Annotated in this window: 19 protein-coding genes; 10 read left to right on the forward strand and 9 right to left on the reverse strand. The window is 68.6% G+C overall.

Annotated elements, in window-relative coordinates:
• Complete coding sequence (locus tag AVL48_RS04465) at positions 1 to 795, forward strand: HAD-IIA family hydrolase (RefSeq protein ID WP_061984970.1); 795 nt, start codon at positions 1 to 3, stop codon at positions 793 to 795.
• A 37-nt stretch (positions 796 to 832) separates the two neighbouring features.
• Positions 833 to 1,648 (forward strand): metallophosphoesterase family protein, encoded by an 816-nt coding sequence (locus tag AVL48_RS04470; protein WP_061984968.1) that lies wholly within the window; start codon positions 833 to 835, stop codon positions 1,646 to 1,648.
• Between the two features lie 4 nt (positions 1,649 to 1,652).
• Here the strand turns inward: AVL48_RS04470 and AVL48_RS04475 are convergent, their stop codons facing one another.
• A complete protein-coding gene (locus tag AVL48_RS04475; protein WP_061984965.1) occupies positions 1,653 to 2,027 on the reverse strand; it encodes a YccF domain-containing protein in 375 nt (124 codons plus the stop codon).
• Positions 2,027 to 2,788 (reverse strand): PhzF family phenazine biosynthesis protein, encoded by a 762-nt coding sequence (locus AVL48_RS04480; RefSeq protein ID WP_061984963.1) that lies wholly within the window; start codon positions 2,786 to 2,788, stop codon positions 2,027 to 2,029. The genes AVL48_RS04475 and AVL48_RS04480 overlap by 1 nt, the downstream gene beginning before the upstream one ends.
• 139 nt (positions 2,789 to 2,927) lie before the next feature.
• Between AVL48_RS04480 and AVL48_RS04485 the strand changes: the two genes are divergently transcribed.
• Both AVL48_RS04485 and AVL48_RS38890 read left to right on the forward strand, forming a co-directional pair.
• Positions 2,928 to 4,586 (forward strand): AMP-binding protein, encoded by a 1,659-nt coding sequence (locus AVL48_RS04485; protein ID WP_061984961.1) that lies wholly within the window; start codon positions 2,928 to 2,930, stop codon positions 4,584 to 4,586.
• 159 nt (positions 4,587 to 4,745) lie between these two features.
• A complete protein-coding gene (locus AVL48_RS38890) occupies positions 4,746 to 4,883 on the forward strand; it encodes a hypothetical protein (protein ID WP_156515757.1) in 138 nt (45 codons plus the stop codon).
• Positions 4,884 to 5,342: 459 nt separating this feature from the next.
• Here the strand turns inward: AVL48_RS38890 and AVL48_RS04490 are convergent, their stop codons facing one another.
• Both AVL48_RS04490 and AVL48_RS04495 read right to left on the reverse strand, forming a co-directional pair.
• Positions 5,343 to 6,314, reverse strand: a complete 972-nt coding sequence (locus AVL48_RS04490) for a R2-like ligand-binding oxidase (RefSeq protein WP_061984959.1) — start codon at positions 6,312 to 6,314, stop codon at positions 5,343 to 5,345.
• Between the two features lie 16 nt (positions 6,315 to 6,330).
• The gene (locus AVL48_RS04495; protein WP_177242345.1) at positions 6,331 to 6,942 is read right to left on the reverse strand and encodes a TetR/AcrR family transcriptional regulator; all 612 of its coding nucleotides are present in this window, start codon (positions 6,940 to 6,942) and stop codon (positions 6,331 to 6,333) included.
• 94 nt (positions 6,943 to 7,036) lie between these two features.
• Between AVL48_RS04495 and AVL48_RS04500 the strand changes: the two genes are divergently transcribed.
• Positions 7,037 to 7,690 carry an HAD family hydrolase gene (locus AVL48_RS04500; protein WP_061984957.1) on the forward strand — a complete coding sequence of 218 codons (654 nt, stop codon included), beginning with the start codon at positions 7,037 to 7,039 and terminating at the stop codon, positions 7,688 to 7,690.
• Here AVL48_RS04500 and AVL48_RS04505 read toward each other — a convergent pair.
• On the reverse strand, positions 7,626 to 7,871 hold the full coding sequence (locus AVL48_RS04505) for a hypothetical protein (RefSeq protein WP_063054078.1): 246 nt from the start codon (positions 7,869 to 7,871) through the stop codon (positions 7,626 to 7,628). The two genes, AVL48_RS04500 and AVL48_RS04505, sit on opposite strands and share 65 nt — an antisense overlap.
• A 132-nt stretch (positions 7,872 to 8,003) precedes the next feature.
• Here AVL48_RS04505 and AVL48_RS04510 point away from each other — a divergent pair, with 132 nt between their 5' ends.
• Positions 8,004 to 8,390, forward strand: a complete 387-nt coding sequence (locus AVL48_RS04510) for a cold-shock protein (RefSeq protein ID WP_016337551.1) — start codon at positions 8,004 to 8,006, stop codon at positions 8,388 to 8,390.
• A gap of 173 nt (positions 8,391 to 8,563) precedes the next feature.
• On the opposite strand, the gene AVL48_RS04515 is transcribed toward AVL48_RS04510, so the two are convergent.
• From AVL48_RS04515 to AVL48_RS04525, 3 genes are read right to left on the reverse strand one after another with little or no spacing between them, the layout of a single operon-like run.
• Positions 8,564 to 9,028 (reverse strand): DUF2771 family protein, encoded by a 465-nt coding sequence (locus AVL48_RS04515; protein WP_061985214.1) that lies wholly within the window; start codon positions 9,026 to 9,028, stop codon positions 8,564 to 8,566.
• Between the two features lie 28 nt (positions 9,029 to 9,056).
• Entirely contained in the window at positions 9,057 to 10,994 is a 1,938-nt protein-coding gene (locus tag AVL48_RS04520) for an MFS transporter (RefSeq protein ID WP_061984953.1), read from the reverse strand.
• Between the two features lie 51 nt (positions 10,995 to 11,045).
• The gene (locus AVL48_RS04525; RefSeq protein WP_061984951.1) at positions 11,046 to 11,816 is read right to left on the reverse strand and encodes a glutaminyl-peptide cyclotransferase; all 771 of its coding nucleotides are present in this window, start codon (positions 11,814 to 11,816) and stop codon (positions 11,046 to 11,048) included.
• Positions 11,817 to 11,865: 49 nt separating this feature from the next.
• Between AVL48_RS04525 and AVL48_RS04530 the strand changes: the two genes are divergently transcribed.
• Both AVL48_RS04530 and AVL48_RS04535 read left to right on the forward strand, forming a co-directional pair.
• Positions 11,866 to 12,822, forward strand: a complete 957-nt coding sequence (locus AVL48_RS04530; RefSeq protein ID WP_061984949.1) for a DUF3027 domain-containing protein — start codon at positions 11,866 to 11,868, stop codon at positions 12,820 to 12,822.
• Positions 12,812 to 15,625, forward strand: a complete 2,814-nt coding sequence (locus AVL48_RS04535) for a sacsin N-terminal ATP-binding-like domain-containing protein (protein WP_061984947.1) — start codon at positions 12,812 to 12,814, stop codon at positions 15,623 to 15,625. The genes AVL48_RS04530 and AVL48_RS04535 overlap by 11 nt, the downstream gene beginning before the upstream one ends.
• A 77-nt stretch (positions 15,626 to 15,702) precedes the next feature.
• Here AVL48_RS04535 and AVL48_RS04540 read toward each other — a convergent pair whose 3' ends face one another.
• Positions 15,703 to 15,930 (reverse strand): DUF2530 domain-containing protein, encoded by a 228-nt coding sequence (locus tag AVL48_RS04540; RefSeq protein WP_061984945.1) that lies wholly within the window; start codon positions 15,928 to 15,930, stop codon positions 15,703 to 15,705.
• An 80-nt stretch (positions 15,931 to 16,010) separates the two neighbouring features.
• On the opposite strand from AVL48_RS04540, the gene AVL48_RS04545 reads away from it, so the two are divergent.
• Positions 16,011 to 17,468, forward strand: a complete 1,458-nt coding sequence (locus AVL48_RS04545; protein WP_061984943.1) for an NCS2 family permease — start codon at positions 16,011 to 16,013, stop codon at positions 17,466 to 17,468.
• A gap of 67 nt (positions 17,469 to 17,535) precedes the next feature.
• The gene (locus tag AVL48_RS04550; protein ID WP_061984941.1) at positions 17,536 to 17,967 is read left to right on the forward strand and encodes a MarR family winged helix-turn-helix transcriptional regulator; all 432 of its coding nucleotides are present in this window, start codon (positions 17,536 to 17,538) and stop codon (positions 17,965 to 17,967) included.
• Positions 17,968 to 17,974 lie beyond the last annotated feature (7 nt).

Here is a 17,974-nt window from a genome sequence, read left to right on the forward strand (position 1 = left end):
ATGAACGAGCGCCGTTGGACGTACCTCAGCGACATGGATGGCGTGCTGGTCAAGGAGGAGCACCTCGTGCCCGGCGCGGACGAGTTCCTCAAGGAGCTGCGCGCGAACGACATCGGGTTCCTGGTGCTGACCAACAACTCGATCTACACCCCGCGTGACCTGCGGGCGAGGCTCGAGCGGACCGGTCTGGACATCCCCGAGGAGGCCATCTGGACCTCCGCGCTGGCGACCGCGAAGTTCCTCGCGTCGCAGCGGCCGAACGGCTCGGCGTTCGTGATCGGCGAGGCCGGGCTCACCACGGCACTGCACGAAGTCGGCTACGTCCTGACCGAACGCGACCCGGACTACGTCGTCCTCGGTGAGACGCGCACGTACAGCTTCAGTGCGATCACCCGCGCGATCCGGCTGATCGAGAGCGGCGCGAAGTTCATCGCCACCAACCCGGACGCCACCGGCCCCAGCGTGGAGGGCTCCATGCCCGCCACCGGCTCGGTCGCCGCGCTGATCGAAAAGGCGACCGGCCGTTCGCCGTACTACGTCGGCAAGCCGAACCCGCTGATGATGCGCTCGGCGCTGCGGCGACTCGGCGCGCATTCGGAGTCGACGCTGATGATCGGCGACCGGATGGACACCGACGTCCACTCGGGAATCGAGGCCGGACTCCAGACGATCCTGGTGCTGACCGGCATCTCCAGCCGGGAGAGCGCCGAGCACTATCCGTACCGGCCGACCATGATCATCGACTCGATCGCCGATCTCGTCGGCCGTACCGGCGACCCGTTCGGCGAAGGCTGAGGGGCGCGGCGGGCAGCGGAGGGCTTATCGTCACAAGATGCACGCCGATCAGCCCGCGTCCCCGACCTACGTGGTCGGTGACGTGCACGGACACCGGGACGAGCTGGCCGAAGCGCTCCGGGAGAAGGGGCTGCTCGACGCCGACGACGATTGGGCCGGCGGTGAAGCCACCCTTTGGTTCCTCGGCGACTTCGTCGACCGGGGGCCGGACGGCGTCGGCGTCATCGATCTGGTGATGCGGCTGGAACGCCAGGCGGCCAAAGCGGGCGGGCACTGCGGGACGCTGCTGGGCAACCACGAGATCCTGCTGCTCGGGATGTACCACTTCGGTGACACGGAGGTGCCGTCCGACTTCGGGCCGCGCAGCTTCGCCCGAAGCTGGGAGATCAACGGCGGGCTGCTCGGCGACCAGGACAGACTCACGCCGCAACACATCGAATGGCTGACCTCGCGCCCGATGCTGACGCTGGCCGCGAACCACCTGCTGATGCACTCGGACACGCTCGAGTACCTCGGCTGGGGCGACGACATCGAAGAGATCAACACTCGCGGCCGCGAGATCCTCCAAGGCAGCGACATCCAGGCGTGGTGGGACGTGTGGCGGCGGATGACCACGCGGTACGCCTTCCGCGGTCCGGAAGGCGCCGAGGTCGCGCAGCAGCTGATGGACCGGCTCGGCGGCGAGCGGATCGTGCACGGGCACAGCGTGATCGCCGACCAGCTCGGCATCCACCCGGCGCAGATCGAGGGACCGTACCTCTACGCGGGCGGGAAGGCGCTGGGGATCGACGGCGGGTTGTTCGTCGGCGGCCCGTGTCTCATCGTTTCGCTGCCGTGGGAACCCGAGGACTGAGCCGTTATGGCAGCTCGACGATCTCCTTGCCGAGCGGCATCAGCGAGACCGGGATCATCTTGAAGTTCGCCACGCCCAGCGGGATCCCGATGATCGTGACGCACAGCGCGACCCCGGTCAGCACATGCCCGATCGCGAGCCACAGTCCGGCGAAGACGAACCAGATGACGTTGCCGATCGTCGACGCCGCGCCGGCGTCGCGCCGGTCGACCACCGTCCGGCCGAACGGCCACAGCGCGTAGGCCGCGATCCGGAACGACGCCAGTCCGAACGGGATGGTGACGATCAGGATGCAGCAGATGACGCCGGCGACGACGTAACCGAGTGCCATCCACAGGCCGCACAGCACGAGCCAGATGACGTTCAGGATCAGGCGCATCAGACGTGCAACTCTCCGCTGACCACGGTGACCGCCTGCCCCGAAAGCAGGACGCGGTCGCCGTCGAGGTTCATCCGGACGATGCCGCCGCGTGCCGAAGCCTGCTCGCCGACGAGCTTTTCCCGGCCGAGGCGAGCCGCCCAGTACGGCGCGAGGACGCAGTGCGCGGAGCCGGTGACCGGGTCTTCGTCGACGCCGACTCCCGGCGCGAAGAACCGGGTGACGAAGTCGATCCCGTCGACGTCGCCGGGCGCGGTGACCATCAGCCGTCCGGTCCAGTGCGCGCGCAGCGCGGCGAGATCCGGTTCGAGGGAGCGGACCACCGAAGCCTTGTCCACCACCGCGAACAGGTTCTGGTGACTCCGGCCCACGTACTCGAAGGAGACGCCCGGCAGGATCGACGACAGGTCGTCGTCGGATTCCCGGGGCGGGTCCGACGGGAAGTCCATCGACACCCAGCCGTCTTCGGCCCGGCAGCGCAGTTCGCCGCTTCTCGTCGTGAAGACCTGCTCGCCGCCGAGGACGTGCGTGGTCGCCAGCGTCGCGTGCCCGCACAGGTCGACCTCGGTCTCCGGGGTGAACCAGCGAAGCGACTTCGGGCCTTCGTCACCGACCTCGACGAAGGCCGTCTCGGCGTGCTTCAACTCGGCCGCGACAGACTGCATCCAGTCCGCGTCGCCCGGCGAGTCCAGCAGCACGACGCCGGCGGAGTTGCCGGCGAAGGCCTCGGAGGTGAAGGCGTCGACGATGTAGAGGCGCATGCCCCCGACGATATCCGTAGCGCGTGAACCCGGCCTCCGGGTTTTCCCTGAGGTGTCGCGGGTCTCCACTTGCAGGTGGCCGGCGTCACCCGCGCTTCCTAGACTCGACGCGTCGCTACCGCCGAACGCAGGAGTCCCCATGCCTGACGCCCCCGCCTCGCCAAGCTACGCATCGGGAATTTCGGACGCCCCACTGCTGGGGGACACCATCGGCGACAACTTCGACCGGACCGTCGCCGCCTTCGGTGATCGTGCCGCGCTCGTCGACCGCGCGGCGGGAAAGCGCTGGACCTACACCGAATTCGCCGCCGAAGTGAACGCGCTCGCACTCGGGCTGCTGGACCTCGGCATCGCCAAGGGCGACCGCGTCGGCATCTGGTCGCCGAACCGCTGGGAATGGACGTGTGTCCAGTACGCCACCGCGAAGATCGGCGCGATCCTGGTCAACATCAACCCGGCGTACCGCTCGCACGAACTCGAGTACGTGCTGAACCAGGCCGGGATCAAGCTCATCGTGGCCGCGAACTCGTTCAAGACCTCGGATTACGCCGGCATGATCGCCGAAGCGGGGCCGAAATGCCCGGCGCTGGAACACGTAGTGCTGCTCGACAGCCCGGCGTGGCCGTCGCTGCTGGAGATCGGCGGCAAAGCCGACCACGCGCCGCTGGCCAAGCGTCAGAGCGAGCTTTCCGCGGACGACCCCATCAACATCCAGTACACCTCCGGCACCACGGGCTTCCCCAAGGGCGCCACGCTGAGCCATCACAACATCCTCAACAACGGCTACTTCGTCGGTGAACTCTGCAACTACACCGAAGCCGACAAGATCTGCCTTCCCGTTCCCTTCTATCACTGCTTCGGCATGGTGATGGGCAATCTCGCGGCGACGAGCCACGGCGCGTGCATGGTGATCCCGGCGCCCGCGTTCGAGCCGAAGGCCACCCTCGAAGCCGTCGCGGCCGAGAAGTGCACGTCCCTGTACGGGGTTCCGACGATGTTCATCGCCGAACTGGCCGACCCGGACTTCGGCTCGTACGACCTTTCCTCACTGCGGACCGGGATCATGGCGGGTTCGCCCTGTCCGGTCGAGGTGATGAAGCAGGTCATCGACCGGATGGGCATGGCGGAGGTGTCGATCTGCTACGGCATGACCGAGACCTCGCCGGTGTCCACGCAGACCCGCGCCGACGATTCGGTGGAGCGGCGGGTGTCGACGGTCGGCCGGGTCGGGCCGCATCTGGAGATCAAGGTCGTCGACCCGGCGACCGGGCTGACCGTGCCGCGCGGTGAGCCGGGTGAACTCTGCACACGCGGCTATTCGGTGATGCTCGGTTACTGGGAACAGGCGGACAAGACGGCCGAGGCGATCGACGCGGCGCGGTGGATGCACACCGGCGACCTCGCGATCATGGACGCCGACGGGTACGTCAACATCACCGGCCGCATCAAGGACATGGTCATCCGCGGCGGGGAGAACCTGTACCCGCGGGAGATCGAAGAGTTCCTCTACACCCACCCGGACATCCTCGACGCGCAGGTCATCGGCGTGCCGGACGAGAAGTACGGCGAGGAACTGATGGCGTGGGTGCGCATGCGCGAGGGTGCGAAGCCGCTGACGGCCGAGGCGGTGCGCGAGTTCTGCGAAGGGAAGCTGGCGCGCTACAAGATCCCGCGCTACGTCCATGTCGTCGAGGAGTTCCCGATGACGGTGACCGGCAAGGTGCGCAAGGTCGAGATGCGGGAGCGGTCGATCAGCCTTCTCGGGCTGGAAGCCGCGGCTTCCGCCAAGCACGCCTGAGAAGTTGACACTTAGGAGCAACCTGTCACTTTTGCCAGGCGTGTCCCCTGTGGGCAGTAGGTCTCGCAGAGCGCTGCGCTGGGACGCGTCCGGGGCGGTGACCATGCTCGGTCCGGCGACCGAGGACAACTGGCCCCGAACGGATCCCTCCCCGCTCCGGTGCGCTGGGCCGCCGACGGCACACTGCCGGGCGGCGGATACAGCCGGGCGGAACTGATCGGTCTCGACGGGACGATCGCGGGCGGCGCGGTCGCCGCGGACGGCAACTGGCACGCCGTCTACTGGCCTGCCAGGTAGGTCCCGGGAACGCGCGTGAAGGTTGATGGTCCGTGAAAGGCCTCTTCGCTACCTGGCCGCAGCGAAGGACTCCCCGCTGAGACATGGCACACCCTTGACTGTCCACAAGGGACATCGGTACCCGACTCCGTGTCCGGTCGATGCCTACCTGCACGAGGGTGGTGGTTCCGCGGGAATCGTCGCGCAGCCTCACGCCTTCTTGATCAACGGAAGATCCAGGACGCTCAACGTCCCCGATCTTCCGTTGATCAAGCTCATGCCGATCACGACCCGTGGACCGGCAACCGGTCAAGCGCCACACCGTGGATGAACGAATACGACAAGGGGCCCTTCACAGCACGGCCCTCTCCTCATCGCAGCGTCCCGGGGCCCCAGTACGCTTTCGCCGACCTAACGTGAGTTCAACCTCCGCGAAAACCGACCTGCGCGGCTCAACCGAGGGAAGGGAGCCTCCACTCGTTAAGCCGTCACAGCGGCAGCGGCCTCGGCGATCGCCTTCGCGTCTTCCTCGCCGAAGGTCTCTTCGAGGTTTTCCGGCGAGTAGTCGAGGTCGATCTGTTCCACCGGCATCCCGCGCGCGGACTCGATCGCGCCGAGACGTCGCTGCGCGCGGTCGGCGGCGTACTGGATGATCTCCTGCGGATCGTTGTCGAACGGGATCTCCTCGAACTGGTCCTGCACCCACTGGATCATGTTGAGCGCGTGGGGAAGCAGCTCGCCCATCCGCTGCTGTACCGCGTCCCACAGCGAGTCGTCGGCGGCCACGTGGCGACGGCACGTGAAGGTTCCCCAAGCCATGTGACGGCGTTCGTCGTCGCCGATGCGGCGCACCAGTTCCTGCATGCCGGGCAGGATGTCGTGCTGGGTGCAGATCAGCTGCCACGAGTAGTACCCGGTCAGCGCGAGGCTGCCTTCGATGACGTGGTTGTAGGTGACGCTCGCGCGGATCTGGTTGAGCGGACTGGGATCGTCCTCCAGCGCGCGCAGCGACTGTGGCAGCTCTTCGTAGAAAAGCTTGCGGTAGTGCGGATTCTCCGCGACGTACGGATGCAGGTCTTCGGTCAGTCCGACCGCGTCCATCCAGCGACGGAACACCTCGGTGTGCTTGGCCTCTTCGAAACAGAACTGCGTCAGGTACATCTCGTCGCCGAAACGGCCGGTCGCGGACATCGCCCGCATGAACGGCTGGATGTCTTCGGTGACCGCCTCTTCGCCCGCGATGAACTGCGCCACCAGGTACGTCGTCGACCGCTGCTGTTCCGGGTTGAGAGTGTCCCAGCCTTCGCGTTCGCGGGAGAAGTCGATGTCGGCGGGGTTCCAGAACTTCTTGTTGCCCTTGGCGAACAGCCGCAGCGGGAACGAATCCCAGTTGAGGCCGCCCTTGCGCAAGGAGGAAAAACCGGTCCGCAACTCGGGAAGCGTATCGGTCATGACGTACCCCTTCGTGTCACTCCATTGTGGACGAATCGGTGGTCAGCGCCCGGATGGACGGCGCCAGCACGGCGACGACCGCGGCCGCCGCCTCGTCGGCCGGATGCGTCGGCATGACGAGATGGGACAGGGAGAGCCGCACGACGGTCTCCGCCAGCAGCGCGGCGGATTCCGGCGAGAGTGACGGTTCGAACTCGCGGTACTGCCCGGCCGCGACCTCGGTGGCCGCGGTCAGGATCGGTTCGCCCTTGGTGGTGAGAAACGGAAGAAGGTCCTCGCCCGCTTCGGTACCGAGGGTCGTGGCGACCAGGCGGTTCTCCCGGGCGTGCTCGATCGTGTAGACGACCGCCTCGCGGATCCCGGCGAGGAGGTCTTCCGCGTGCTCGACCCGCAGCCGGATACCGTCCAGGAACTCCGACGTCGTCCGGAGCACGACGGCCTGGGCGAGCGCGGCCTTGTTGCCGAACTCGTTGTAGACGGTCTGCCTGCTCACCCCGGCGTGCGTGGCGACGTCCGCCATGCGCAGCGCCGTGTAGCCGCGCTCCGGGAGCAGTTCGGTGGCGGCGTCGAGCAGCGCCTCCCGCAGAGAGGCCTTGGTGCGATCGGAGAAGCTCGTGATCTCGCCCACACTTCCAGCTTGACACACATCGCACCCATGTCAAAGGCGTTGACGGATTCCGATCCTGTGTAAATCAGTCGGTGGTGGCGGCTACCGTGGCGGCGTGGGCATCACCGTGGGGTTCGACCTCGACATGACACTGATCGATCCGCGACCGGGCATGGTCGCGGTGATGAACGCGCTCGGCGTGGAATCCGGCCTGCCGCTGGACGGCGAGTTCTTCGCGGCCAACCTCGGCCCGCCCCTCGACGACAGCCTGCGGGGGTTCGGGGCGCCGGAGGAGCGCATCCCGGAGCTGGTGACGCGGTTCCGCGCGATGTACCCGGAGGTCGTCGTGCCGGTGACGGTCGCGCTGCCCGGCGCGGCCGAAGCACTCCACGCCGTCCGCGCGGCCGGTGGCCGCACGGTCGTCGTCACCGGCAAGTTCGCCCCCAACGCGAAACTCCACCTCGACGCGCTCGGCCTCGAGGTCGACGTGCTGGTCGGGGAGCTGTGGTCGACGGAGAAGGCCGCCGCGCTCACCGAGCACGGCGCCCGGGTCTACGTGGGAGACCACCTCGGTGACGTCCGCGGCGCGCTGGCGGCGGGCGCCGTGCCCGTCGGGGTCACGACGGGCCCGTGCAGCAAGGCCGAACTGCTCGCGGAAGGCGCCGACGTGGTGCTCGACTCGCTGACCGAGTTCCCCGGCTGGTTCAGCTCTTTCGCCGAGCCTCGCGAACCAGGGCGATCAGACCGAGCGCCAGACCCAGCGGGGTGATCACGCCGGCCGCGGCGGACAGCCATACCGGCAGGTTCTCCAGCCCGGCGGCGAACAGGATGAACACGGCTGTGACGGCGATCATGCCGATCGCGAACAGGCCGATGCCCACGCGCATGAGGATCGGTTTACCGGGCTTTCCGGGGACGGCCACAGCGGCCTCCTTTACTGCGGTCTCCATGAAGCAAAGGGTAACCGCCGGTATCCGCTTCTCCACAGGGCATGTGGCGGGATAGGCTTATGGGACGCGCGCCCTGGGTACGCCCCCGGGCGCGTTCGTTGTGAGCGGGACAGCAAAGGACTGGTGAGGGAAGTGCCGACCGGCAAGGTCAAGTGGTACGACGCGGAGAAGGGTTTCGGTTTCGTCACCCAGGATGGGGGCGCCGACGTCTACATCCGCAAAGCCGCGCTGCCGCAGGGCGTCGAAGGACTCAAGGCGGGTCAGCGCCTCGAGTTCGGTGTCGCCGACGGTCGCCGGGGCCCGCAAGCGCTCTCCGTCCGGCTCTTGGACCCGCCGCCCTCGGTCGCCGAGGCGCGTCGTCGTCCCGCCGAGGAGCTGCACGGGCTCATCGAGGACATGATCAAGCTGCTCGAGCTCAAGGTGCAGCCGGACCTGCGGCGCAACCGCTACCCGGACCGCAAGAACACCAAGCAGATCGCCGAGATCATGCGCGCCGTCGCCCGGGACCTCGATCCCTGATCGGCGGCTCTCAAGCGCTCTCAAGTGCCATGAAAGGTCCTTTCCTTGCAAAATTTGCAAGGAAAGGACCTTTCATGGCGCGTCTTACGGCCATCGCGGTGTCTTGGGTACCTGGTGGACTCTGGCTGTGGTCGATCGCCGGGTGCCCGGTCCGTGAAGGCCTCCTTGCTCCCTCAGGCGGCCGGTGGCTCCACCTGCAGCGACCAGATCGCCGTCGTGACCGCTTCGGCGTCCTCCGGTCGACCGGTCTGGCTGATCACCGAAGCCTGCGCGACCTCGACGACGAGGATCTGGTCGTCGGGCTTCGGCGTCCTCACCGTGTAGGCGAACCGGTCCAGCGACGTGATGATGTCCTGCTTCAGTTCCTGCGGCTCGCCCTTGCCGTTCACGTACTGCACCGTGACCTTCCACGGCGTTTCCGCGATCCCGCTCGGCACCGAGATCTGCACCGGCTTCCCCGGCCGGACGCGCAGCTTGCCCGCGGCGTCGGGCCTGGTCGTGCACTGGGCGCTCTTGATGTCGCAGGACGCCAGCGGGGTGACGTTCACCGTCTTCCCGTCGGCGAAGAAGGTCACCTCTTCGGGGCCGGGGGCCGAGCAACCGGCCACCACGAAACCACCCGCCGCGAGCAGGGCCAAGATACGAAGTCGCCGCATACGGTGAAGATTACGAGCCCGGCCGCCACCGGGAGTCACCGGCCTCCGACGGGACCGGGGTTTCGCTGGTCGGCTGCGGGCGCAGCGGCCGGTCGCCGCCGAGCCCCGGGATCAGCGAAGTCCCGCGCCGGACCAGAAGGGTCTGGGTGAACCCGACGGCCAGCAGGATCGACAGCACGAGGAACCCGATCCAGTACGTCGGCGGCAGCAGCAGGCCGACGGCACCGCCGAAGCACCAGGACATCTGCAGCACCGTCTCCGACCGCCCGAACGCCGACGCCCGCGACTCTTCCGGCAGGTCTTCCTGGATGACGGCGTCGAGGCTGATCTTCGCCAGCGCGCTCGCGGTCGCGCCGACGAGCGCGACGATCGCCGCCGTCGCCAGCCCGGCCGCCACGGTGGCGATGATCGCGATGCCCAGACAGGCGCCGACACAGGCCAGGATCACCTGATCCGGTTTGCCGAAGTGCAGCCGCGAACCGAGCGCGTTCCCCAGGAAACCACCGGCACCGGCGGCGGCGCCGATGATGCCGAGCAGCAGCAACTGGTCGAAGGGGCTCTGCCCGCTGCCCTCGGCCTGCGCTTTCACCGCGAACGCGGAGAACATCATCAGGAATCCGGTCAGCACGCGGACGGTGCCGTTGCCCCACAACGAGACCACGATCTGCCGCCCCATCGGCTGCCGCTGCTTCTTGACCCGCCGTTCGGGGTGGGCGGACAGCGAGGCGGGCACCTCGCCCTCGGTCTTTTCGACCCACGACGGGATGCGCATCGACTGCACGGCGGCGGCGACGCAGATCAGCATGGTGAACCACAGCGCGCCCTGCGAACCCCAGATCGCGTTGACCCCGCTCGCCAGCGCGCCGAACGCGCCGGCGGCGACGAGGCCGAACACGGTGAGCCGGGCGTTCGTCTTCGAAAGGGTGATCTCGGGTGGCAGCACTCGCGGGGTCACCGCCGCTTTGAGCACGGTGAACGACTTCGAAAGCACCATCATGCCCAGCGCCGCCGGGTAGAGGAGCCAGTCGTCGAAGTGCAGTGCCATCACGATGGCCATCAGCGCCTGACCGGCCGAAGACACGCACATCGCGAGCCTGCGGCCGCGCTGGATCTTGTCCAGTGCCGGGCCGATCACCGGCGCGACCAGCGCGAACGGGGCGATCGTGATGAGCAGGTAGAGCGCGACCTTGCCCTTGCTCTCCCCGCTGGTGGCGGCGAAGAACAGCGTGTTGGCCAGCGCGATCGCCATCGCGGCGTCGCTGGCGTAGTTCAGCATCACCGCGTAAGTCAGCGAAGTCAGGCCCGATTTGTCGGCGCCGTCCGCCTTCGTCGCGCGCTGGAACGCGCCGACGGCCTGTCCGGTGAGCTGACGGCTGCGCATCGCCGCGACCCGGGTGACCGTGATCTTCTTCGGCATCTTCGGCAGGGAGCCCGCCCGCGGCGGGACCGCGGTCGTGGGGTGCTCCTGCGGGAATTCCTCGGCGACCCGCGGTTCACCGGCGTAGCCACCGGTGTCGTAGTGCTCGTATTCGCCGCTGCCGGGCGGGTGCTCGTCGTAGAACCCGCCCGGACGACGCCGGACGGGTTCGGTTTGCCGCTGCGAAGGATCGGGATACGGCCGCGCGCCGCGGGGCGGCGTCTGCGGGGGTGGCGGCGGGGTCCGAGGCGGTGGCTGGTGGTGCCCCATCGGGATCGCGCTGGTGCGTGCCTCGTCGGCGGTCGGCCCCGCCGGATGCGGCTGGTAGTGGGGCTGGGGCCGGGCCGCGCGTGGGGGAGCGGGCGGAACCGGCTGCTGCTCGACACGGGTCGGGGGCGGAGTCGACCAGTTGCGTGCATGGGCGGCGCCGGGCTCCGGCGTCCACTTGCGCTTGCTCTTGCGGCCACGCTCCTTGCCCGACCGGCCGGAACGCGTGCCGTCGGGTCCAGAGTTCGTGCCGAAGATTCCCACCCCTCAATCCTGCCCTACGCGGGGACCGCTTCGCGCGTTCATCACTGCTTTCTAGGGGACAGGGACGAACTTCACCCGGAACATCTTGGGCCAGAGCTTGCCGGTGATCAGGAACTCGTCGGTCCCCGGCACCGCCGCGATGCCGTTGAGGACGTCGGCGGAACTCCGCTCGCCCGCGTCGAGCAATCCCGACGCGTCGATTTCACCGGTGACGCGCCCGGACGCGGCGTCGATCCGCAGGATCTTCTCCGTCTGCCACACATTCGCGTAGACCGAGTCGCCGACGCACTCCAGTTCGTTCAGCTGGTCACGCCCGACCTCGACGTTTCCCGTCGGCGCGAAGGACACCGGATCGCGGAAAGTCAGTTTCGACGAGCCGTCGCTCATCACCAGTTGCCCGGTGCCCTCGCGGTGACAGAGGCCCCAGCCCTCGCCGGTGTAGGGCACGCGACGGCGTTCGGCCAGCGTCTTGGCGTCACGTTCGATCGCGACGCCGTCCTGCCAGGTGATCTGCCAGGCCGTCGGCCCGAGCACGGTGATGCCTTCGCCGAACAGCCCGGGAAGTTCCTGCCGGACCGCGGGCGCCGCACCCGCGGGCCCGGCCCGCATCGACGACTTCCCGACCAGCCCGGTCCCCTCGTACAGCGTCTCGCCGGAGAACTCGAGCCCCTGGGTGAAGGCGGCCGGGTCGTGCGGCAGTGCCGAGAGCACCCGCACCTTGAGCTTTTCGGGCGAGGGCGGGCGCGCCTCGCTCACCGGCGCGGCGGCGCAGCCACCGAGAACGGCGGCGAGGAGGAGCGATGTGGTCAGCAGCGTGCGCACGCGGACAGCCTGACATGGACGGCGAGACGGCGTGCGGCAGAATGGGGGTATGACCCTGCTGTTGACCCTGGACGACGGCTCTATCCAGCGCAAACTCGCCGAGGCGGTCGACCTCGCCCGCGACGCGGTGCTGGCGGACGCCGGTCCCGATCAGGTCGGCGCGCACGTCGGCGTCGAACGTGAGGACGCGGTTTCCGCCAGTCACCTGTTCGAAGCGACCGTGTCGGGTTATCGGGGTTGGCGCTGGTCGGTGACGGTCGCGCTGGCCGGCGCGGACCAGCCGATCACGATCAGCGAGGTCGTGCTCATCCCCGGTCCGGAGGCGCGGGTCGCCCCGGCGTGGGTGCCGTGGGACCGCCGGGTGCAGGCAGGCGATCTCGGCGTCGGTGACATCTTTCCGACGGAGAAGGACGACCCCCGGCTCGCTCCGGCGTATCTGGCGTCCGATGACCCCGCGGTCGAAGCGGTCGCCATGGAGACCGGGCTCGGCCGGGTCCACGTGCTTTCCCGGTACGGCAGGCTCGACGCCGCCGCCCGCTGGCACGGCGGCGAATTCGGCCCCCGGTCGGACATGGCGCGCAGCGCGCCGGACGTCTGCGGAAGCTGCGGGTTCTTCGTGCCGCTCGCGGGGTCGCTCAGCGCGGCCTTCGGCGCGTGCACCAATGACATCTCCCCGGCGGACGGCCACGTCGTCGACGTCGAGTACGGCTGCGGCGCGCATTCCGAGATCGAGGTCGAGGTGACCTCGTCGGTCCCGGTGGCGGAACTGGTCTACGACGACTCGCTGATCGACTACGAGGCCGCGCCGGAAGCCCCTGCCGAGGAAACCCCGGAGCCGGAGCCCGAGCCCGCCGAGGCGCCCGTGGTCGACGAGGCCGAGGCCCCGATCGCCGAGGTGCCCGAGACCGCCGAGGTCCAGCCCGAAGTCGAACCGGAGACCGCCGAGGACACCGAGACCACCGCCGACGAGGCACAGGTCGAAGCCGAAAGTGCCAGTGAGCACTGACCCGTTCGGCACCGAGCGGTTACGCACGGCCGTCCTGCGCGCGTGGGCGGATTCGCCGACGCGCTTCACCGAAGACACCAACACCGAGAACGATCTCCGCGTCGGCGGCTACCGTGACCGGCTGTTCGTCGAACTCGCGCAGAACGCCGCCGACGCCGCCTTGGCCGCCGGTGAGCGTGGCAGGCTTCGGGTGTCCGTTGTGGACGGTGAGCTGAGGTTCGCCAACACGGGTGCGCCACTGGACGCCCGGGGTGTCGAATCCCTTGCCTCGCTTCGTGCTTCCGGCAAGGGTGACGACACGGTCGGCCGCTTCGGCGTCGGTTTCGCCGCCGTGCTCACGGTTTCCGCCGAACCGCGGATCGTCTCGACGACCGGCGGTGTCGCGTTCTCCGCGACCCGCACGCGAACGGAGGCAGCCCGCACCGGCGACGTTCCCGTTCTTCGGCTGCCGTGGCCGGTCTCGGCCGACGAACCTCCCGTGCCGGACGGTTTCACCACCGAGGTCCGGCTGCCGGTGCGCGACGACGTCGATCTCCCCGCTCTGCTGGCGGAGCTGGCGAGCGACACCGGAGACCTGCTGCTCACCTTGTCCTGGCTGGAGAGCATCGAGATCGAAGGCGGTGTCTGGCGCCGGACCGAGCTTGGCGACGGCGTCGTCGAACTCTCGTCGCCGGATGGCTCCGCCGACCGCTGGCAGGTTCACCGCGGCGAGGTCGTCTGGGCGGTCCCGCTGGACGGATCCGGATCGCCGCGGCCGCTCGGTGACGACGTCCTGCACGCGCCGACCCCCACCGACGACGAACTCTCCCTGCCCGCGCGGCTGATCGCGACGCTGCCGATCGAGCCGTCGCGCCGCCGCGCGCTGCCCGGCCCGGAGCTGACGGCGGCTCTGAAGAGCGCCGCGCGGGAGTACGTCGAACTCGTCCGTTCCCTGCCTGCCGAGGAACGCCTGGCGCTCGTACCCGGCGGAGGCTTTCCGCGTTCCACTGTGGACGGAACACTGCGCGAAGCCATCTTGGAGAACCTCACCGATTCCCCTTGGCTCCCCGCGCAAGAGGGTGACGATCTGCCGGGTCGCCAGGCACGAGTCCTGTCGGTCGACATTCCGGGATTGGCGCCGCTGCTGGCCGATCTCGTGCCAGGACTGGTTTCGCTGTCCGGTGTGGACCTTCGCGCCGTCGGTGCGCGCTCGCTTTCGCCTGCCGAGGCCATCGAACTGCTGACCGGCATCCAGCGCGAGCCCTCGTGGTGGCACTCGCTCTACGACGTGCTGCTCCCGGCGCTCGAAGCACACGACCTCACCAAGGACGACCTCGGCGGCTTGCCGGTGCCGATGTCGGACGGCCGCACGTTGCCGGGGGTGCGTGACGCGCTGCTCGTCGGTGGTTCGGCGGAGCTGCTCGAACTGCTGTCCGATGTGGACATTCTCGGGCTTCGGCTCGTGCACCCGGTCGCCGCGCATCCGTTGCTGGAACGCTTGGGCGCCAAGCACGCCGAGGCGGGCGACCTGCTCGAAGCCGACGCGCTGAGCGCCGCCGTCGAGCGCAGTGTCGAGGATGTCCAGTCTGGTTTGGACGGTATGGCGCTCGCGGGTGCGGTGCTCCGCCTGATCGCCGAAGTCGGCGACGACGCGCCCGAATGGGCGAGTGCCTTGGCCTTGCCCGGCGAAGACGGTTGGCGGCGCGCGGACGAACTCGTCCTGCCGACTTCGCCGCTCGGTGACGTCTTCGACCCCGAGGTCTTCGAAGAAGACGGGCCACTGTCCATTCTGGACGAGGAGTTCGCCGAGGACTGGCCGGTGTCCACGCTGGTCGCGGTCGGTGTCCTCGATTCGTTCGCGATCGTTTCCGACGACGATCCGCTGGAACCCGAGCACGGCCTGCCCGACGAACACGACTGGTGGGACGCGCGGGAGAAACCGCCGTCACGGGTGCTCGCCGTACGCGATCTCGACCTCGTGGCCGACGACACCTGGCCCGAGGCGCTGCGGCTGCTCGCGGCCCGCCCGGATACCTGGCGTGCCCTGACCGAACCCGGTGGGCACACCGGCTGGTGGCTCGCGCGATACGCCCTTTTGGCCGGACACGCGCCGCTCGACTGGCGGATGCCCGAGGCGGCCGCGCTGGCCGGACTCTACGACGTCGTCCCGGATTCGGGGCTGAGCAAGGAGATCCTGCTCGCCGCCGGAGTGCGGACCGCCCTGACGGTCGACACCGCCGAAGACGTCGAAGAGCTACTGGAGCGGCTGGGAGATCCCGAGCGCACGGTGAGCCCCGGGCTCGCGTCCCGGGCGCACGCGGCGCTCGCCGAGTCCGAAGTGGACATCGACGCGCCGGATCGCGTCCGGGTCGCGGACGGTTCGGCCGTCGACGCCCGGAACGCCGTCGTACTCGACGTCCCGTGGTTCGCCGCCGTGCTGGCCCCGGACCGGATGGTCGTCACGGCGAGCGGGGCCGGGGCGCTGGCGGAGCTGCTGGATCTGCCGGTGGCGAGCGGCCTCGACGCCAAGGTCACCGACGACGGCGAATACGTGCCGTGGACCGAGCTTTCCGCGTTGCGGCTGGCCGCCGATCAGCTGGGCGTCGAACTGCCCGACGGCGGGGTGCTGCTGCACGAGACGCTGACGGTGTCCTTCGAGGACGCCGAACGCGACGTCGCCTGGTGGTCGGACGGCAGGCTGCACGCCGCCGACACCCCGGAAGGTCTCGCGCGGGCGTTCGCCTGGGCCACGGACCGGTGGGCCGACCGGCACGTCCTCACGGCCCTCCTCGACGACCCTTCACCCTCCGCCCTCCTGAACTAGCCCCCTCCACTGATGCATTTCGTCCTCTGAACGCGGTAGTTGCGTGTGCAAGTACCGCATTCAGAGGACGAAATGCGTCAGAAGCGTTGAGCGCTTTTCGAACCGCGGCGGGCCGCGGCGCGCTGCCAGGCGATGATCGCGAGACCGATGAAGCCGAGCACGACGCCGGCGAGCGACGTCTGCACCCAGATGCCGTCGGTCACAAAGAACAGGACCACGGTCGCGACGGCCCAGAGCGAGGTACCTACGATCACGACCGGCGTCAGGTCGGTCAGCCGCTTCGGCAGCTCCGGCGTATGCCGCAATGAACCGTTTACTTCCCCGGAATTGATCGATTCGCCCACGTGGGGAAGGGTACCCGGCAACGGGCGAAGGGTGGTACGCGATGGCGGAGCAGCGCACCCGGTCCACACTGGACCGGTACTTCAAGATCAGCGAGCGCGGCTCGACACCGGGGCGTGAGATCCGCGGCGGGATCGTCACCTTCTTCACGATGGCCTACATCGTGGTCCTCAACCCATTGATCATCGGCAGCTTCTCCGCTTCCGATGCGGGCGCGCACAAGGACGTCGTCGGCGACATCCTTCCCGTGCCGCAGGTCGCCGCGGTCACCGCGCTGGTCGCCGGGGTGCTGACCATCGTCATGGGGCTGGTCGCGAACTACCCGTTCGCCATCGCCACCGGCCTCGGCATCAACAGCCTGGTCGCGGTCAGCCTCGCCTCGCAGATGACCTGGCCCGAGGCGATGGGCCTGGTGGTGATCGAGGGGCTGGTCATCGTCCTGCTGGTCTTCGCCGGGATCCGCACGGCGGTGTTCAACGCCGTGCCCCCACAGCTCAAATCCGCGATCGCCGTCGGCATCGGCCTGTTCATCACGCTGATCGGCCTGGTCGACGCGGGCTTCGTCCGCCGCGTCCCGGACGACGCGAAGACGACCGTGCCGGTCGGGCTCGGCATCAACGGCTCGATCGCCTCGTGGCCGACGCTGGTGTTCGTCGTCGGCCTGCTGGTCACCGGCATCCTGGTCGCGAAGCGGGTCAAGGGCGCGATCCTGATCGGTGTGCTCGCCTCGACCGTGCTGGCGATCGTCGTCGAGTCGATCACGAAGGTCGGCCCGTCCAAGGGCGTCAACCCGCAGGGCTGGAACCTCGGCTACCCGGCGCTGCCCGAACAGGTCCTCGGTCTGCCGGATCTCTCGCTGGTCGGCGACATCTCCTTCGGCGCCTGGACGCGGCTGCCGATCATCACCGTCGTACTGCTGGTGTTCACCCTGGTGCTGGCGGACTTCTTCGACACCATGGGCTCGATGACGGGACTGGCCAAGGAGGCCGATCTCCTGCCGCCGGACGGCAAACTCCCGAACGTCGGCAAGGCCCTGTTCGTCGACGGCCTCGCGGGCGCGGCGGGCGGCTTCGCGTCGTCGAGCTCGAACACCGTCTACGTCGAGTCCGCGTCCGGTATCGCCGAAGGGGCCAGGACCGGCCTCGCGAACGTCGTCACCGGCGTGCTCTTCATCGCGGCGATGTTCCTGACCCCGCTCTACCAGGTCGTCCCGGTCGAGGCCGCGGCTCCGGCGCTGGTCGTCGTCGGCGCGCTGATGATGAGCCAGGTCAAGGAGATCGACTTCGCCGACTTCACCATCGCGCTGCCCGCCTTCCTGACCATCGTGGTCATGCCGTTCACCTACTCGATCGCGAACGGCATCGGCGCGGGCTTCGTCAGCTACGTCGTCATCCGCGCGGTCACCGGGAAGGCGAAGGGCGTGCACCCGCTGATGTGGGGCATCGCGGTGATGTTCATCGCCTACTTCGCCGTCGGCCCGATCCAGGCCGCGTTCAACTGACCTGGACTTTTGTCACCCGTGGTCGATCTCACGGGCCGGGAATCCGATCGTGAGGTAAGCTAACTATATGTCCGGAGACACGCACGAGCGCTCACTGGCGAGTCGCCTGCGTCTCGCGGTGGTACGGCTCAATCGCCGGCTACGGGCACAGCGCGCCGGTGACGGCATCTCGCTGACACAGGTGTCCGCACTGTCCACGCTGCACAAGTGTGGTGCGCTGACCCCCGGCCAGCTGGCCGCGAAGGAAGGCGTTCAGCCCCCATCGATGACGAGGGTGATCGCCGCGCTCGAAGAGATGGATTACGTCGAGCGCAGGCCGCATCCGACGGACGGCCGCCAGGCCATCGTCGAGTTGTCGGACCGCGGCCGGGCCTACGTGATCGAGCAGATCACCGCACGGGAGATCTGGCTGGACAAACAATTGGCGGAGTTGAGCGCGGGGGAACGCGAAGTGCTCTCTCGCGCCGCGGAGATCATCGACAGGATGGCGGGGAACTAACAGCGGT

This window comes from Amycolatopsis regifaucium (assembly GCF_001613935.1).
GTDB classification, from domain to species: domain Bacteria; phylum Actinomycetota; class Actinomycetes; order Mycobacteriales; family Pseudonocardiaceae; genus Amycolatopsis; species Amycolatopsis regifaucium.

Coding starts and splice junctions, on each gene's coding strand:
- AVL48_RS04465 (WP_061984970.1), top strand. CDS start 1: ATGAACGAGCGCCGTTGGACGTACCTCAGCGACATGGATGGCGTGCTG.
- AVL48_RS04470 (WP_061984968.1), top strand. CDS start 833: ATGCACGCCGATCAGCCCGCGTCCCCGACCTACGTGGTCGGTGACGTG.
- AVL48_RS04475 (WP_061984965.1), bottom strand. CDS start 2,027: ATGCGCCTGATCCTGAACGTCATCTGGCTCGTGCTGTGCGGCCTGTGG.
- AVL48_RS04480 (WP_061984963.1), bottom strand. CDS start 2,788: ATGCGCCTCTACATCGTCGACGCCTTCACCTCCGAGGCCTTCGCCGGC.
- AVL48_RS04485 (WP_061984961.1), top strand. CDS start 2,928: ATGCCTGACGCCCCCGCCTCGCCAAGCTACGCATCGGGAATTTCGGAC.
- AVL48_RS04490 (WP_061984959.1), bottom strand. CDS start 6,314: ATGACCGATACGCTTCCCGAGTTGCGGACCGGTTTTTCCTCCTTGCGC.
- AVL48_RS04505 (WP_063054078.1), bottom strand. CDS start 7,871: ATGGAGACCGCAGTAAAGGAGGCCGCTGTGGCCGTCCCCGGAAAGCCC.
- AVL48_RS04530 (WP_061984949.1), top strand. CDS start 11,866: ATGACCCTGCTGTTGACCCTGGACGACGGCTCTATCCAGCGCAAACTC.
- AVL48_RS04545 (WP_061984943.1), top strand. CDS start 16,011: ATGGCGGAGCAGCGCACCCGGTCCACACTGGACCGGTACTTCAAGATC.
- AVL48_RS04550 (WP_061984941.1), top strand. CDS start 17,536: ATGTCCGGAGACACGCACGAGCGCTCACTGGCGAGTCGCCTGCGTCTC.